Genomic DNA, 15695 nt, shown 5'->3' on the forward strand with positions numbered 1-15695 from the left:
GCCGCGGTGCAGGGGCGACGCTCCACCCCTGCCATGAGTTATTAGCCAGCCTCTACAGCAACCGCAGCCTCGACGGAACACGCATAGCCGTTGGGGTTGGCGGACTGCCAGCGCCAAGCGTCACGCATCATCTGATCAAGACCACGCTTGGCTTTCCAGCCAAGCTCCAGAGCCGAGAGCGACGGGTCGGCCCAGCACTCGGCTACGTCACCGGGCCGTCGAGCGACCACTCGGTATGGTATGGCGCGCTGGCTAGCACGCTCAAAGGCTGCGATGACTTCCAGAACGCTCTGGCCGACGCCAGTGCCTAAATTCCAGACTGACACCCCGCGGCGATCGCGCAGGGCATCCAACGTTTTGACGTGTCCTTCGGCCAGATCCATGACATGGATGTAGTCCCGTACGCCGGTGCCGTCTCGGGTCGGGTAGTTGTCGCCAAAGACTGAAAGCTCCGCCAGCCGACCGACGGCCACTTGGCTGAGGTAGGGCAGTAGATTGCTGGGTACGCCATTGGGGTCATCACCGATCAAGCCGCTTTCATGGGCACCAATCGGGTTGAAATAGCGCAACAGGGCGATACTCCAGCGCGGGTCGCATGCAGCCAGGTCACGCAGCATTTCCTCAACGATCAGCTTGGACCGCCCATAAGGGTTGGTAGGCCAATTGGTGGGGGTAGTTTCGCGCAGCGGCATCTGGCTGGCGTCGCCGTAAACCGTAGCGGAAGAACTGAACACCAGGCGATAAACCCCCGCTCGAGCCATGGCTTGATAAAGCTCGCCACTGCCACCGACATTGGTCGCGTAATATTCAAGCGGCTTGCGTACGCTCTCGCCAACAGCCTTGAGGCCGGCAAAGTGCAGCACGGCAGTAATCGGGTAACAGGCGAAAAGGCTATCCAGCAGGGCAGCGTTACGGATATCGCCGTGCACGAATATGGGCGTCCGGCCGCAAAGCGTGGCGATCCGGTGCAGCGACTCGGCCGAGCTGTTGCACAGGCTGTCCAACACTACTACTTCATAGCCGGCAAGCATGAGCACCAGGGTAGTGTGAGAGCCGATATAGCCGGCTCCTCCTGTTACAAGTATGGTCTCTCTCATCGTTAGTCCTTTGCCCAGCTGGGTCGCCAGCTTGGCGAGCTGATTGGAACGCAAAAGCTATGACCGTCTCGGTTGACAACCACGTACGCCCCGGTGGCTGGCTATACGGGTCGCTGAGGTCAATGCCGACGAATACGCGAGAAATGCACAACCCACAGCATGTTGCCCAGGGCAAACTTCCACTCCCGGACCTTGTGTTCTAGGTCAACCGCCGCTGATGCCGGTGCCGGCGTCGGCGCAATCGACGCGGCAGGAAGAAGCCCAAGCAGTTGGCGACCGGCATAGACGATGAACAGCGAGTTGGTGACGAAATAGCGCTTCCATAAACGCCTCGGCTCACTGCACAGACGGTGAAACCATTCCAGGCCGCCGCGTTGCATCCACATGGGTGCTCGCCTGATGGTTCCGGCGTGGTAATCGAAAGCAGCCCCCACACCGATCATCGCGGCGTGAATCCGCCCCTGGTGCGCCGCCATCCACAACTCCTGCTTGGGGCAGCCCAAACCGACCCAGACAGTGCCGGCACCCGATGCATTAATGAGGGTAACGATTGCATCGTCTTCTTCCTGGCTAAGCGGTCGATATGGTGGCGAGTAGGCGCCAGCAATACGCAGCGACGGGAAGTTCTGCAGCAACACGCGCTGCAGCGCGTCAAGCGTCTCCTGCCGGCCGCCGAACAGAAAGAGCGACTCATCGCGATGGGCCGCTTCCGCACAGTACCGCCACATCAGGTCCGGGCCGTTAATTCGCTCCTGCCGAACCATGCCCAGCCGGCGCAACATCCAGGCCAGCGGCGCACCGTCGGGCGTCGCCATATCCGCCTCGTGAATGACCTTGGCGAACGCCGCGTCGCCGCGTGCGGTCACTAATGAATGCACATTGCAAATGCACACGTATCGGCTTTCACGTCGACTTGACCATTGCGCCAGAAGAGACAATGCCGTATGCCAGCTCAGTGCGTTTATCGGAAGGCCGATCACCGAACATACGGATCCGTCGGGCGACTGTTGTTTTCCCATGAAGGTATCCCTCTGCGTTGTAGATGCACATGGCAAGCGTCCAGGCAGGTACCAGCCGGTCGGACACAACTAGAGTCACGCCAGGAAGCGTCTGCGTTGGAAATCGATTAGCCCTATTGGGCCGAGCTGCTGGCGGTAGCGGCAAAGCGGGGGCGTGCAGAGACACGCACGCCTGGCTAACTGACGATGAACTCAATCAGTCGTCGCTGCAGTCAGTTGTCGAGCAGGTTTTCCGCGCAATGGAAGAAGGGAGTTAGGCGAGCGTGGGTAGTACTCGCTATCAGTGCTCCAGGGCCGGACGTGCGCTGCGACACGCCAGCCCCAGAGAAGTCATCAGCACGATCATCATCACCACCTGATTGACCAAAATGCCAAACATCACGCCGGCTACACCGAAGTCTGTTACCAGCGCTCGAGCTGCCAGCAGCGCAAAGGCGGTACCCAACACATAGGCGAAGAAGATTGCCCGCGTTTGCTCCAGAGTGCGCAGCCCTGCGCGCAGCGGCAAAGCAAGCGCCACCAGCAGGTAGATCGGCACGTACCATCCCAGCGCCTCAACGCTGATCGGATCGGCGGCACCATAGGCGAGGTTCAACAACGGCCTGGAAAATTGGGCCGCCAGCGCCGCGACAAGCCCCGTACTGGCCAGCAGCACCAGACTGATCCTCACCAGATAGCCACGTAGTGCAGGGATGCCGTCGTGATGGAAGCGTTGACTGGCCTCGCCCGGCACCACGTTTTCCAGCCCGAGGAAGAAGATATGAGTCAGCGCCAACAAGTTCTGCGCGCCCCGGATCGCTCCGACCGCAGCCGGGCCCAGCACGACGCCAGCGATGATTAGAAAATAGTTGTCGGACAGCCACTGCAACAGTGTCGAGCCCAGCAACCACCGCGATGAATGCCAATGTCTAACGGCCACGTCGCGGGTATTGAGCGCCTGCCCTTCAGCCCGAGGCAGCCAGCGTCCGCCCACCAGGATCGACACCAGCATGGCCGCGACGATACTCAATAGGGCCGCCTGGAATGACGGATACACTGCCACCACCATGAGCATTAATGGCAGTTGTGCGCCGTAGGCAATCAGATCGACATAGAACGCCCGCTGCGGTGCAAGCCGCGAGAAAAGATTGCGCCGCAAAAAATCCTGTAGTTGCAGGAAGACCATGCAGCTGACCAAAGGCAGAGTGGCACCTTCAGCAAGCCACTGCGGCCGATAAACGGTCGGAATCAATGACAGCGCCCCGACCAGTAAGGCGGCAAGTGCTATCAGAAGCGTTTGCAGTCTGAGAGTCGCGGCGTAGTAGCCGCTGCGCCTGGTGCCACTCAACTTTGGCGCGATGGACATCATCGGCGAAACAATCAATGCGTTCTGCACGCCCATGACGAACTGAACCGCCATCCAAGCGAGAACGAACAACCCGTATTGCTCGAAACCGAGGTAGCGCACCAGCAGCACACCCATAAGGAAATTGGTGCCGCTGACCAGCGCTTGGTCGAGCAGCGCCCAATTCCATTGCGCGCCTCGTGCAAACAATGTCTTCATTAGACCTCCATGACTCGCGAGCGTAGCGACGGGCAACCGGCGCGATCAGGAGTGCACTGTGCGGTAGTCCAGCCGGTAGCAGCTCTTGCTGTACCCATACCGCGTGGACGTCCGCTCTTCCACTGAGTTGAAGATCGCTCCATGCAACTCCGTATTGTTCTGCTCGAAGCGGCGCAAGACGAGTTCAACTTCGCGTGCAGCAGTAAAATCGAAGCGCAACACCATCAAATTGATTCCAGTGTGCTGACCGATGATCAACGCATCGGATACAGCTAGCAGGGGTGGCGTGTCGATTACGACCAGATCGAAAAGCTCGCCGACGCGTTGTAAAACATTCTCTAGGATCGGGTCGAGCAACAGTTCAGCAGGCCACAGCGGGGGCTTGCCACGCGGCAGGAAAGACAGATTCTCGACTGCGGTTGGGCGGATCGCCGCCGTCACGCTGCTCTGGTTTTGTAGCACTTCAGCGAAACCATTCTCCTCGCTTAGCGCCAACGCTTCGTGCAGGTGCCCACGCCGCATGTCTGCATCGATGAGTAACACGCGCTGCCCGGCACGGGCGGCCAGGACGGCAAAGTTTAACGAGATAAAACTTTTTCCCACGGCCGGACTTGGACCGCTGAGCATGATCAGGTTGTTGCGTCGGTTCGGCAGGGACAAACGCAGGCAGGTTCGCAGGCTGCGGAGGGCCTCCGTGTACGGATCGTTTGCGCGCATCAACACCGCCGGTTGTTTCGCGGGCGCTCCGTCGCCCACAACACCATCAAGCTGCTTTGCTGAAAACATCGGTATTGCTGCAAGGACCGGCAACCCCAGCCGCTCGATCTCATCGATGCTCTCGATGCTCGGGAAGAGCTTGCGGCGAATAAAGACAATCGCTAACGCCAGACCGAAACCGCCAACCAGACCGCCCAACACGACAAGCTTGCGATTTGGCCAAGCCGGGCTGATGGTATCCGCTACAGGTTGGTCAAGCACATGGACGTTACCGGCGATCCCGTTGCGCATCACTTCCAGCTCCTGGGCGCGGTTCAACATCAACAGATAGATCTCATTGTTAACCTTAACGTCGCGGCTCAAACGCACCAGCTCCTGCTGGGTTTCGGGAAGGGTGCCAATTTTCCTGGCCAATGACTGCTGCTCGAGCGTCAGGCTCTCGATCTGGTTGACCAGCGTCTGATAAGCCGGATGTTCGCTGGTAAAGCGACTCGCTAGCTCCGTCTGCTGCAGCCGCAGGGCCGAGATTTTCGAATCGAGTGCGACCAGCTGATTCAGATAGCCCTCGATCTCCAGACTGATGTCGACAGAACCCGCCTGTGTTTGGAAGCGGTTCAGCGCCAGTTCCGATTGTTCGAGCTTTGCCCGCATGGCAGGCAACTCTGTGGTGAGGAATTCCAATCCGCTGCTGGCATCAGCCGCAGCGCGCTCAATGTTCTGCGCCACGTAGGCCTTCATTACTTCGGCAAGAATGTTGACCGCTCGCTCTGGATCGGCATCCGTGATCGAGAGGACAAAGATGCCTGAGCCTTCCTCCACTTCGTCAATCTGCAGCTGGTTTTGCAGTCGCAGCAACGCTGCCAGGCGCGGCTCCTTCGTCAATACGAATTCGCTGCCCGGCTCGGCGCCGAGCCGACTGATTTTTAACTGCACGTCATCGTCGGGACTTTTCGCCCCATGCGGGGCGATGCCGGACAGCAGCTCGCGCCCCCTCGGATCGAACAACTGAAATGCGTCATCCTGACCGACCAGCAGCCTGAGCGGCTTATCGCGCAATACCTTGGGTACATCCAGTGACTCGATACGCGGCAGCTCATCTCGGTTTGCATCGAATATGAAATGGCGTGAAACAAACTCACCGATGATTGGGATTGCCTTCGGCCGAACCGAGATATCCAGCTCCAAGGCGTCCACTGCCGCTCCGAGTACGGCTGCAGATTTCATCACATGCGTCTGAGCAATGGCGGGCGGGACATTAAGCGCCACACTTTCGTGGCGCTCGGAGAAGCTCGCAGCGCCGGGGCTCTTCGGCTCGACCTCAAGCATCGATACCGCTTCAAACAAGGGCCTTGCAGACAGCGCATAGGCTAGCGCCAGGGCTCCAAAAAGGCCGGTAATGAGCGCTATGAACCGCCAGTTATCTATAACTATGGCGAGTATCTGAACCGGGTTGATTTCCTGCCCATCTTCTTCACTCCTGTTTGAAGACTTTTCCGTATGCATAGAATTTTCCTTTTTCAACCCAGCCACTAACGTTCATTCGCCCTTTTGGAGGCAAGGCTACCGCCAGCCCGCGACCTAATAACGGCGCGGACAGTTAAAAACAAACGAAACGCTTATTGCGAAATCAAAGTAATTATCTTCGCCGGCTATCGATATGCGAAAACAACGCCACGACATAACTTGTCAGAATCTAGCCAGCTCGACATACAAACAGATACGAAAATCCGGACCCTAAAGGAAAGCATTCGGGATATCCGCTCATTCGAAGTCAATAAGCTAATCGCATAGCTACCGCAGGGCCCGTCTAAACACGACCGACTCAATGGGAAACGTCACATATTATTCGCGCCGAACTTCATTAAGGAGGCGGCAACCTCAGCCTAACTCGAACAATATTATGCAGGTGCAATGCCAACTCCAGAACCTTATAAATCCTGCCTTGCAGAGCCACTGCCATTGGCCAAGACGGCCAGGAAGGTGCATCTTTCAATAATAATGTTTCAATTTTGTGCACGCCTTACAGCCCGCGGAAGAATAACAACAGGTAAAAACCAAACAATCAATCTTTAGAGCGAGTATTCATGCGCTGGTTAATACTGTTGCAACAACCATAATTAATCCAACCCGCCTCACAAAATAGATATTTATTTAGTTGAACAGGGAAAGTTTGCGCGCCGCCCCTGGAAAATGACTAGCCCACTGAAAGAGATGGTGCGAAAACTGAGGATTAATTAAAGATACAAGCGGGAAATTTTCCGTGTGATTATCGACGCGCTCGCTGAGTACCTGCCTGGGCAGCACTCGTCAGCCGTAAAAATCCTTGCGAGCCTGACACGGTTGCGTGCCACCTAACAGGCAGATCAGCACGCACATGCGCCTCGAGACGCGCCAATCAAGACCAACCGAAGTGAACTTCCCCCCCAACGGCACGATCCCCATTTATGCACAGTCAGAGCGATTCAGGCAGCAGGCGCATCCGCGCGATGCATCAGGCCTGGGTCGTCCAGCGATGAGGACGCTTCCGTGACCGTTATCACCCACAGCACGCATCACACGACACACAGCATCTCGCGCCACGTACCTAACCCAGTTCACGCAACGTTTCTCGGGGGGACCGTTCCGCTGTTTCTTGGCGGCCTGCTAAGCGATATCGCGTACTTCCAGACCTATGAGATTCAGTGGACCAATTTCGCGTCTTGGCTGATCGCCGGGGGCCTGGTCTTTTGCGGTTTCGCGATCCTGTTCGCGCTAGTCAATCTGGTCAAAGCCACCCATAAGAAAGGGCGGCCACTGATCTATCTGGTGCTCCTGGCCGCTACCTGGGTGCTGGGCTTTTTCAACTCACTGGTACACGCCAAGGATGCCTGGGCGAGCATGCCATCAGGCCTGGTCCTTTCGGTGATCGTGACCATCCTGGCCTGTGCGGCGACCTGGATCGGCTTTACCAATCTGCGCGCTGGAGGTGAAGCATGAAATACGCAGGCCCACTTAGCGCCCTGAGCGTGGCGTTGCTATTGAGCGCATGCGGCGGCGCGGATCAGGACATCGCGTTGGTAAAAGGTGAGAACCCCAAGCTTGTCGATCCTGAGCGCGGACTATTGCCCAGCATGACGATTGCCGATCCGGTCGGCTGGGGTGATAAGAAGCCAACGGTACCCGAGGGCTTCACGGTCAGCGCGATCGCGACGGATATGCAGATCCCGCGGCAAACCCTCGTGCTGCCGAATGGGGACATCCTGGTGGCCGAAGGCCGGGGCGGCAATGCACCCAAGTTAAGACCGAAGGATGTCATCGCCGGCTACATCAAGGCTAAGGGCACCACCTCGGTCAAAAGCGGTAACCGTCTGACCCTGCTTCGCGATGCCGATGGTGACGGCGTGTACGAGTTGCAGAAGATCTTTGCGGACGGCCTTAACGCGCCGTATGGCCTGGCGCTGGCCAATGGAAACATCTACGTGGCCAACCAGGACTCGCTGGTGCGCTTCGAGTATCAGGAAGGTCAGACCGAGGCCAGTGGCGAGCCGGTCAAGGTCACGGACCTGCCGCATCGGATCAACCATCACTGGACCAAGGCGCTCGCCGCGAGCCCGGACGGTCGTTTCTTGTACGTTGGCATCGGATCGAACAGCAACATCACCGAACGCGGGATGGAGGCGGAAGTCGACCGGGCCATGATCTGGCAGATCAATGCGGAGACAGGTGCGCACAAGCCCTTCGCAACGGGCCTGCGTAACCCAACGGCATTGACGATTCGCCCCGACACGGATCAGCTGTGGGCGGTGGTGAACGAGCGGGACGAGCTTGGTCCGAATCTGGTCCCTGACTACCTCACCTCGGTACAAGAAGGCGGCTTCTATGGCTGGCCATATAGCTATTGGGGGCAGCACGTCGATGATCGCGTTCGCCCGCAGAACCCCGATCTGGTCGCGGCCGCGATCAAGCCGGACTACGCACTGGGCCCGCACGTCGCTGCGCTTGGCGTGGACTTTTCTTCACCGGTGATGGGCGAGAAGTTTGCCGAAGGCGTGTTCGTTGGCGAGCACGGCAGTTGGAACCGCGAGAATCCGTCAGGCTATCAGGTGGTCTTCGTGCCATTCAGGAACGGAAAACCTTCGGGCGAGCCGGTTGATTTCGTGACGGGCTTCCGCACCGCCGAAGGGACACATGGTCGGCCCGTGGGTGTTACGGTCGACCCACGCGGTGCTCTCATCGTGGCTGACGACTTGGCTAACATCGTATGGCGGGTGACTCGAACGCAGTAAGCCCAACGGCCGGCAGCTGCGTGATACGCCCGGCATAGAGCCTGATCGCATGGCCCCACCGCAGGTGCGCTGGGGCCTGACTTTTGGAGAACAGATGGTGATGAAGCGACTCTCTCTGCACCTCGTTAGCGCCATGGCGCTGGGTACGGCTTCGCTCGCAACCGCTGCGCCTGACGCCGTTGAACAGGATCAGTGGCCGTTCAGCGCAACGCCACGTGCCAGTTTCTCCGAACCCTGGGCCATGACCTTCCTGCCAGACGGGACAGCATTGATCACGGAAAAGCGCGGCGTGCTCAAGCATGTCGATGTGGAGACCGGGACGGTTCACGAAATCAAGGGCGTACCAAAGGTGGCCTATGGCGGTCAGGGCGGGCTTGGTGACGTCATCCTCCACCCCGATTTCGCACAGAACAACGTTATCTACCTCAGCTATGCCGAACATGGCGACGGTGGCAACCGCGGCGCAGCCGTCGCCCGCGCGACGCTCAAATTGGGGTCCGATGGCGGCTCGCTTTCCGATACCAAAGTGATCTGGCGGCAGGCGCCCAAGGTCTCCGGCAAAGGCCATTACGGGCATCGTCTTGCGTTCGGCCCTGACGGGAAGCTCTGGATCAGCTCCGGCGAGCGCCAGAAGTTCACCCCTGCACAGGACATGAACGCCAACCTCGGCAAAGTCATTCGCCTGAACGAGGACGGGAGCGTACCGTCCGACAACCCGTTCGCCGACCAAGGCGGCGTGACGGCGCAGATCTGGTCGCTTGGCCACCGCAACCCATTGGGCATCGCGTTCGATGCGCAGGGCCGCTTGTGGGAACACGAGATGGGTCCGGAAGGCGGCGACGAGTTCAACCTGATCCGCAAGAGCGGCAACTACGGTTATCCGGAAGTCTCGAACGGCGATCACTACGGCGGGCGACCGATACCCGATCACGACACGCGCCCCGAATTCATCGAGCCCAAGATTTCCTGGACACCAGTGATCTCCCCTGCCGGCCTGATCATTTACGACGGCGAACGGTTTGCGGACTGGAAAGGTGATGCGTTTATCGGCGGCCTGTCGGCCGAGGCTTTGGTCCGTGTCACTTTGAACGGCGAAGCAGCCAGCGAGGCCGCTCGCTACGACATGGGCGCACGCATTCGCGAAGTCGAGCAAGGCCCGGACGGCAGCATCTGGCTGCTGGAAGATGGGGATGGTGGGCGTTTGCTGGAGCTCAGCCCGAAATAGGCGAGGCATCAAACGGGCTGCGCCTTGAGTGGCGCAGCTTAGATATCAAGGGCGTGAAAACAGCTAGCCCCAGCCTGGATCTGGCCCTAGGCGATGGGTAAAACCGCCTATCATCCCCCTTCCCTATCCATCGAACGATTCAATCGCTGCCCCCAACGAGCCTCGTCACAACCTCGTAACAGACCCCGCCTAGCGTGTTTCGGCCAAACCCCATCGCCAAACGCCGAGGCTCGCATGAGAACACCGACCCGCCTGACCCGTACCGCGCTATCCACCGCGTTAACACTGGCCCTGCTGCCGCTCGCCTCTCAGGCTGCCTCATCGCGCGCTGCGGAATACTTCGAGCGGGTTGCAACGTTTCCGGTGTACAGCAACCTCGGTGCGGACGAAGAGGCCGCCCGCGAAACCGTCGCTGAAATCACCGCAGTCAGCCGCGACGGCCGTACGCTGATCTACACCGACAGCCCCGGCGAGCGGATCGGCCTGGTCGACATTCAAGACCCGAAATCGCCAAAGCCTGCAGGCTTCGTGAAGCTCGAAGGCGAGCCGACCTCGGTCGCAGTGCATCACCACTTTGTCCTGGTGGCGGTCAATACTTCGGCCAGCTTTGCCCGGCCCGACGGCGTGCTGGCGGTGTTCGACATTCGTAATCCCGCGCAGCCCAAGCGCGTCGCCACGTTGCCCATGGGCGGCCAACCGGATTCCATCGCCATCAGCCCGAAGGGCCGTTATGCCGCGGTCGCCATCGAGAACGAACGCGACGAAGACCTCAACGATGGTTTGCTTCCGCAACTGCCGGGCGGCTTCCTGCGCATCGTCGACCTCAAAGGTCAGCCGTCGCGCTGGAGCACGCGTGACGTCGACCTGACTGGCTTGGCCGAGGTCGCTCCAGGCGATCCGGAGCCGGAATACGTCAGCATCAACGACCAGGACGTGGCCGCCGTCACGCTGCAGGAAAACAACCACATCGTCCTCGTCGACCTGCGTCGCGGCCGGGTGTTGCGTCATTTCAGTGCTGGACAGGTTGACCTCGAAGGCGTGGATGTGGAGGAGAACGACCGCATCCAGCCGGTCGGTGTACTCACTGGCAAGCGCCGCGAGCCGGATTCGATCGCCTGGGTCGGCCCGCTGCTGGCGACGGCCAACGAAGGCGACTATGAAGATGCCGAGGGCGCGGAAGGCGGCAGCCGCGGCTTCACGCTGTTCGACTACGACGGCAAGGTTTGGCATGACGCCGGTGTGTCGATGGAGCATGCCTTCATCCGCGCCGGCCACTATCCGGAGAATCGCTCGGAGAACAAAGGCATCGAGCCGGAAGGCATCGCGGCGGCCAGTTTCCGTAAGCAGGACTTCTTGTTCGTGGGTAGCGAGCGCGGCAACGCCGTCGCGGTGTATGACGTTGCCCGCCCTTGGGCACCCGTGATGCATCAGCTGTTACCGGCCGGCATGGGGCCCGAAGGCATCCTGCCGATTCCAGCGCGCAACTTGCTGGTGGTCAGCAGTGAAGAAGATTCGGCCGAAGACGGCTATCGCTCGACAATTTCGATTTATCAGTACGGCGCCAGGACTGCGAATTATCCGGAGATCCGCTCCAGCGAGAGCGATCTGATCCCCTGGGGAGCGCTCAGCGGCCTGGTTGCGGACGGTACGCAGATTGATCGCCTGTATGCCGTACCGGATAGCTACTACAAGGCCTCCCGGATCTTCCACATCGACACCAGTCAGACACCTGCAGTCATCGACGGGCAGACCGAACTGCGCAAGGACGGCGAGACCGTCAACTATGACCTGGAAGGCATTGCCCAAGCCAGCAATGGCGACTTCTGGTTGGCCTCCGAAGGCAACGGCAAGGCCAAGCCGAACCTGCTGATCCATGCCAATTCAAAAGGCGACGTGCTGGCCGAATACGCGCTACCGAAAGCCGTCTCGGCACAGCGCACCAGCAATGGATTCGAAGGCGTATCGGTGGTCGGCGAAGGCGCCAGCACCCGCGTGTATGTGGCCTTCCAGCGCGGGTGGAAGAACGACCCGGCCGGCAAGGTGCGTATCGGCGTATTCAATCCGAGCAGCGGCGAGTGGGGCTTCGTCCATTACCCGCTCGACCCGGCTGTCGAAGGCGGCTGGGTCGGATTGTCCGAGCTCACCTCTATCGGTAACGGCCAGTTCCTGGTGATCGAACGCGACAACCAGCAGGGCCCGGCCGCGCAGATCAAACGCCTGTATCGCATCGACCTGAACGGCGTGCAGCCCGTAGCCGAAGGCCAAAGCTTCCCACTGGTGAGCAAGACGCTGGAGCGCGATCTGCTGCCTGATCTGCAGAGCACTGGCGGTTGGGTGCTGGACAAGGTGGAAGGCGCGGCAGTCGACAAACTGGGCCGTCTGTTCGTCGTCACCGACAACGATGGTGTGGAAGATGCCAGCGGCGAGACGCGCTTCATGCGCCTCGGCACAATCAAGCGCTGAGATTGCCTGCGGAGCGGCAAACCCGCTCCGCAGGAGCGCTCAGCTCTCGCGGGCGCGCTTGATGCGATGATCCCAACGGCGCTTGGCGAAGCGCCGCATGTTCGGGATGTCGTCTGTTTCGTCCATGATCGGCTGGCCGATGATGGTTTCCATGATGTCTTCCAGCGTCACCAAACCGCGCCAGCTGCCGAACTCGTCGTAGACCAGGCACATATGCTGGCGCTCGTGCAGCAACTGGGTCATGAGATTTTCGACACTGGTCATTTCCGGCGCAACCTTCACCGGTTTCATGATGGTCGAGACCGGCGCTTCGTCTTCGGTCGCTGACAGGGCGTCATAACGGAACACGACACCCAGCGGGTTTTCGTTGTCGCCGATCACTGGATAGCGTGAGAACTGGCTGTCGGCGACCTGCGCCTTGAACGCACCAATCGTGATGTCCGGCGCCGTGTAATCGCACACCGTGCGTGGCGTCATCACGTCGCGGACCTTGATCTCGTGCAGGTCGAGAATGTTCCTGATGACGCGCTGCTCGTCCTCATCAAGGCTCTTGTTCTCGCGACCAAGCACCGTCAGCGCCTTGATCTCCTGGCGGATGTCATGTTCCGGCTCCTTGCCACCAACCAGCCCCATGATCATGTCGGACAGGTAGATGAAGGGCTTCAGCACCAGAATCATGCCGTTCAACAGAGGCGGCAGGTAAGGCGCCAGCGTACGCCAGTAACGCGCTCCGATGGTCTTGGGCAGGATTTCCGAAAGCACCAGAATCAGTACCGTCATCACCGCCGAGGCGATACCGACGTAGCCGTTGCCGAACACCACGGTGACCTGCGCACCGACACCTGTCGCGCCGACGGTGTGGGCGACGGTGTTCAAGGTCAGGATCGCCGCAAGTGGCTGGTCGACTTTGTCTTTGAGCTGTTTCAAGCGCTCGTAGAGCTTCGGACGGGACGTCTTCTGGTGTGCGATGAAGCTAGGCGTGAGCGAGAGCAGCGCAGCTTCCAGGATCGAGCAGATGAATGAAACGAGGATGGATAAGACAGCGAACGCTATCAGGAGGGTCATGTAAGGGAGGTTTCGTTGCCAATGGCAGGCCAATTTACAGCAAAGCTGCCAGGGGTTAGCTGATTACCGCGATGGGCTTGCAACATTTGATTTCCCCGTTCGAACGCTCGCGCAGGACACTGATTTCGACAGCAGCCTTCAACGGAGTTCACGACCACGGAAACGGGCCAGCGAGCCATCCCGTCTGCTTAGACACTCCTCGCACTTGTTTCCCGACACACTCCTCGGCTAGGGTGCGGCCCTCGATGAGACAGCCCTTCAGGAGCATTGCAGATTGATCAGAACAGGGATGTTGGCGCTGGGTTTGCTGTTGGCGCTACCGACACAGGCGGCCGAGCAGCGGGTCTATCTGGTGGCCACGATGCAGCTCGACGGCTCCAGCCTGGCACAGAGCATTTTCTTGCATGAACCAGGCATCACCGAACTGGAAGGCTGCCGCGAAGCGGTGCGCGCGGGCCAGCGCGACCGTGACTGGCAAAGATACCATCACATTTTCCGCAGCGACCGCTTCAAGGGTTTCTCCGGCCACATGCAATACCGCTGCGCAATCAGCGACCAGCAATTCAGCAGCTGGCAAGACGGTCCACGTTACAACCGGTCGTACCTGATTGGCGTCGACGAACATTCGAAGCTCAACGTAGAACGGACGTCGAGTCAGGCCCAATGCATGACGCAGCTTCGGGCGTTGCCGGCTGCCCGGCAGGCGCATCGCTTCTGCGCCATGGGCAACCAGCAGATCATGCCCTGAGCCGCTCGTCCTTCCAGCCGAGCGGTGGTAGGTAGTTGCTCTACTCCGGCTGGTAGCTGCCCGGCACCGGCGCGAAGGACACCCCGAAGCGATTCCAGGCGTTGATGGTTACGATGGCCAGGGTCAGGTTAGTGAGCTGGGCCTCGGTAAAATACTCGCGCACTTCCTCGAACAACTGCTGCGAAACACCCTGAGGCAGCAGCGTATTGGCCTCGGCCCAGGCCAGCGCAGCACGTTCGCGGTCAATGAAAAACGGCGTTTCGCGCCAAGCGCTCAGGGCATAGATGCGCTGTTCGGTTTCGCCCAGGGCGCGAGCGTCTTTAGTGTGCATGTCGATGCAGAAGGCACATCCGTTGATCTGCGAGACACGGATCTTCACCAGCTCCATCAGCGGTTTGTCGACGCCATCCTCGCGGCGGCTCTGCCTTGCCAGATAGGTTTCCAGCCCTATCAAGGCGGTCATCACGTCAGGTGCGGCGGTCTGGTAGTTCATACGCATGGTGGTCACTCCTCGGTTGAATGTGCAACCCAGGCTACGCAGCCGCCACGCTGCGCTATTGTAGATTTTCGACATCTTTGGGCGCCCTCCATGTCCGCTTCCTTGCACGGCCGCCTGCCCTTCCTGCAGGGCTTCGTCACCCGTCCGCCGAGCCCGGCGCTGGCCGCGTACGTCCAGCGTTTTTGGTGGCTGGAAGGCGACGGCTCGCAGGTTTATGACGAGCAGATGCTGCACCCGGACGGCGGCAGCGGGCTCATCTTCAACTTCGCTGATCCGCTGCGTTTCGATGGCACCCCGCGCGGGCGAAGGGCCCTGATCGCCGGGCCCCAAATAGCCAGCACCCGGCTGCAGCTGGTCGGCCAGGTCAAGATGATGGGCGTGCGTTTTCTTCCCGGCATGGGTGCCGCGGTGTTCGGCATCGGCCTCGACGAACTGACCGGTCTTCATGACGCTGACTGGCCCAGGCTGGCGCTCGCGCATCTGATCGATCAGTTGGCCGAACTGGAACGGGACGCGCAGCAGGCACTGGTTGAACGGGCGCTGCTCGGTCGTCTCGGTGCGCTCCAGGCGCGGCGCACCCCGGTGCAGCAGCTGCTGGAACAGATCGCCACCAACCAGGGCCGAGCGCGGCTGGCGGACCTGCTCCAGACCGTACCGCTCGGCCAGCGCCAGCTGGAACGGCTGTTTCGCTATCAGGTCGGTCTGACGCCCAAGCAATTCAGCCGTATCCAGCGTGTGGCGCTGGTCCGCAACCAGTTACGCGCCGGCCAGCCACTGCTGGATACCGCCATGGTCTGCGGCTACAGCGACCAGGCGCACTTCATCCACGATTTCAAGACGGTGGTCGGCATGACGCCGGGGCAATATCGGGCCCGGGCGAAGGTCGCGGAGAGGTAAGACTCCTCATTCCACGCGCCGGATTACCTGTCCACACAGATCGGCATGCCCGCGCCTCACGGTTATCTCGAGCGCATGCGAGCGCGGCCTACATCCAATTGTGCCGTCTGGCAATGCCCAGCCGGGGTAGTAAGCTCACAAGGAGATGGCAAGATCC

12 protein-coding genes are annotated in these 15695 nt (G+C 60.0%); 6 read left to right on the plus strand and 6 right to left on the minus strand.

Features of this window, described 5'->3' with window-relative positions:
* Window positions 1-41: 41 nt before the first annotated feature.
* The 4 genes from galE to ACIGHL_RS10690 all read right to left on the minus strand — a co-directional run bounded on the left by galE (window position 42) and on the right by ACIGHL_RS10690 (window position 5879).
* The gene (gene galE, locus ACIGHL_RS10675; protein WP_064480560.1) at window positions 42-1097 is read right to left on the minus strand and encodes a UDP-glucose 4-epimerase GalE; all 1056 of its coding nucleotides are present in this window, start codon (window positions 1095-1097) and stop codon (window positions 42-44) included.
* 119 nt (window positions 1098-1216) lie between these two features.
* Complete coding sequence (locus ACIGHL_RS10680) at window positions 1217-2116, minus strand: WecB/TagA/CpsF family glycosyltransferase (protein ID WP_128120098.1); 900 nt, start codon at window positions 2114-2116, stop codon at window positions 1217-1219.
* A gap of 280 nt (window positions 2117-2396) precedes the next feature.
* The gene (locus ACIGHL_RS10685) at window positions 2397-3659 is read right to left on the minus strand and encodes an MATE family efflux transporter (protein ID WP_128120099.1); all 1263 of its coding nucleotides are present in this window, start codon (window positions 3657-3659) and stop codon (window positions 2397-2399) included.
* Between the two features lie 45 nt (window positions 3660-3704).
* Window positions 3705-5879 carry a polysaccharide biosynthesis tyrosine autokinase gene (locus ACIGHL_RS10690; protein WP_216707184.1) on the minus strand — a complete coding sequence of 725 codons (2175 nt, stop codon included), beginning with the start codon at window positions 5877-5879 and terminating at the stop codon, window positions 3705-3707.
* Between the two features lie 1023 nt (window positions 5880-6902).
* Here ACIGHL_RS10690 and ACIGHL_RS10695 point away from each other — a divergent pair.
* The 4 genes from ACIGHL_RS10695 to ACIGHL_RS10710 all read left to right on the plus strand — a co-directional run bounded on the left by ACIGHL_RS10695 (window position 6903) and on the right by ACIGHL_RS10710 (window position 12329).
* Entirely contained in the window at window positions 6903-7352 is a 450-nt protein-coding gene (locus ACIGHL_RS10695; protein ID WP_128120102.1) for a DUF2231 domain-containing protein, read from the plus strand.
* On the plus strand, window positions 7349-8641 hold the full coding sequence (locus ACIGHL_RS10700; protein WP_128120103.1) for a PQQ-dependent sugar dehydrogenase: 1293 nt from the start codon (window positions 7349-7351) through the stop codon (window positions 8639-8641). Before ACIGHL_RS10695 ends, ACIGHL_RS10700 begins: the two co-directional genes overlap by 4 nt.
* Before the next feature lie 49 nt (window positions 8642-8690).
* On the plus strand, window positions 8691-9866 hold the full coding sequence (locus ACIGHL_RS10705) for a PQQ-dependent sugar dehydrogenase (RefSeq protein WP_241509111.1): 1176 nt from the start codon (window positions 8691-8693) through the stop codon (window positions 9864-9866).
* Window positions 9867-10100: 234 nt separating this feature from the next.
* The gene (locus ACIGHL_RS10710) at window positions 10101-12329 is read left to right on the plus strand and encodes an esterase-like activity of phytase family protein (RefSeq protein ID WP_128120104.1); all 2229 of its coding nucleotides are present in this window, start codon (window positions 10101-10103) and stop codon (window positions 12327-12329) included.
* A gap of 39 nt (window positions 12330-12368) precedes the next feature.
* Here ACIGHL_RS10710 and ACIGHL_RS10715 read toward each other — a convergent pair whose 3' ends face one another.
* Window positions 12369-13394, minus strand: coding sequence for a CNNM domain-containing protein (locus ACIGHL_RS10715; RefSeq protein ID WP_128120105.1), 1026 nt, complete (start codon window positions 13392-13394; stop codon window positions 12369-12371).
* A 289-nt stretch (window positions 13395-13683) separates the two neighbouring features.
* Between ACIGHL_RS10715 and ACIGHL_RS10720 the strand changes: the two genes are divergently transcribed.
* Complete coding sequence (locus ACIGHL_RS10720) at window positions 13684-14142, plus strand: hypothetical protein (RefSeq protein ID WP_128120173.1); 459 nt, start codon at window positions 13684-13686, stop codon at window positions 14140-14142.
* A gap of 40 nt (window positions 14143-14182) precedes the next feature.
* On the opposite strand, the gene ACIGHL_RS10725 is transcribed toward ACIGHL_RS10720, so the two are convergent.
* On the minus strand, window positions 14183-14641 hold the full coding sequence (locus ACIGHL_RS10725) for a carboxymuconolactone decarboxylase family protein (protein WP_128120106.1): 459 nt from the start codon (window positions 14639-14641) through the stop codon (window positions 14183-14185).
* Between the two features lie 90 nt (window positions 14642-14731).
* Between ACIGHL_RS10725 and ACIGHL_RS10730 the strand changes: the two genes are divergently transcribed.
* On the plus strand, window positions 14732-15538 hold the full coding sequence (locus tag ACIGHL_RS10730; protein WP_446697541.1) for a DUF6597 domain-containing transcriptional factor: 807 nt from the start codon (window positions 14732-14734) through the stop codon (window positions 15536-15538).
* The last annotated feature ends 157 nt before the right edge of the window (window positions 15539-15695 follow it).

Source organism: Pseudomonas sp. NPDC077451 (genome assembly GCF_044543345.1).
In the GTDB taxonomy this organism is placed as follows: Bacteria; Pseudomonadota; Gammaproteobacteria; order Pseudomonadales; family Pseudomonadaceae; genus Stutzerimonas.

Bases quoted from the DNA above. Each gene is read 5' to 3' on its own strand.
- galE (WP_064480560.1), bottom strand. From the start codon at position 1,097: ATGAGAGAGACCATACTTGTAACAGGAGGAGCCGGCTATATCGGCTCT.
- ACIGHL_RS10685 (WP_128120099.1), bottom strand. From the start codon at position 3,659: ATGAAGACATTGTTTGCACGAGGCGCGCAATGGAATTGGGCGCTGCTC.
- ACIGHL_RS10690 (WP_216707184.1), bottom strand. From the start codon at position 5,879: ATGCATACGGAAAAGTCTTCAAACAGGAGTGAAGAAGATGGGCAGGAA.
- ACIGHL_RS10680 (WP_128120098.1), bottom strand. From the start codon at position 2,116: ATGGGAAAACAACAGTCGCCCGACGGATCCGTATGTTCGGTGATCGGC.
- ACIGHL_RS10725 (WP_128120106.1), bottom strand. From the start codon at position 14,641: ATGCGTATGAACTACCAGACCGCCGCACCTGACGTGATGACCGCCTTG.
- ACIGHL_RS10715 (WP_128120105.1), bottom strand. From the start codon at position 13,394: ATGACCCTCCTGATAGCGTTCGCTGTCTTATCCATCCTCGTTTCATTC.
- ACIGHL_RS10710 (WP_128120104.1), top strand. From the start codon at position 10,101: ATGAGAACACCGACCCGCCTGACCCGTACCGCGCTATCCACCGCGTTA.
- ACIGHL_RS10705 (WP_241509111.1), top strand. From the start codon at position 8,691: ATGGCCCCACCGCAGGTGCGCTGGGGCCTGACTTTTGGAGAACAGATG.
- ACIGHL_RS10730 (WP_446697541.1), top strand. From the start codon at position 14,732: ATGTCCGCTTCCTTGCACGGCCGCCTGCCCTTCCTGCAGGGCTTCGTC.
- ACIGHL_RS10720 (WP_128120173.1), top strand. From the start codon at position 13,684: ATGTTGGCGCTGGGTTTGCTGTTGGCGCTACCGACACAGGCGGCCGAG.
- ACIGHL_RS10700 (WP_128120103.1), top strand. From the start codon at position 7,349: ATGAAATACGCAGGCCCACTTAGCGCCCTGAGCGTGGCGTTGCTATTG.